Source organism: Mesorhizobium sp. M4B.F.Ca.ET.017.02.2.1 (assembly GCF_003998955.1).
Lineage (GTDB): Bacteria > Pseudomonadota > Alphaproteobacteria > Rhizobiales > Rhizobiaceae > Mesorhizobium > Mesorhizobium abyssinicae.
The window spans coordinates 1-378 of record NZ_RZOF01000743.1 but is presented as its reverse complement, the minus strand read 5'-3'; the positions used below and the strand labels follow the sequence as shown (position 1 = coordinate 378).

Below are 378 nucleotides of genomic sequence, written 5' to 3'. Positions count from 1 at the left end.
GAACGATAGTGCCACTGAAAACCGCACTGTCGTCGTCGAGCGGCAGATATCCCATCCGCCGGAAAAACTCTGGCGCGCGCTGACGCAACCGCATCTGATCGAGGAGTGGCTGATGAAAAACGATTTCAAGCCCGCTGTCGGCCACCGCTTCAACATCAGCGCCGATTGGGGCGGCATGCTCGACTGCGAGGTGCTGGCCGTCGAGCCCAACAAGACGCTGTCCTACACATGGAACCTCGCGCACCCGGATCCGGCGTTCAATCTGCAAAGCGTGGTGACCTTCACGCTCACCCCGACCTCGTCCGGGACACATCTGCGCATGGAACAATCCGGCTTCCGGCCGGAGCAGCGGCGCGCCTATGGCGGCGCCAAGATGGG

Annotated in this window: 1 protein-coding gene; it reads left to right on the top strand. The window is 62.4% G+C overall.

The features are described 5' to 3' along the window. Nucleotides 1-378: SRPBCC domain-containing protein (locus tag EN738_RS35150; RefSeq protein ID WP_245494865.1), on the top strand; the 378-nt coding region annotated here is incomplete at both ends.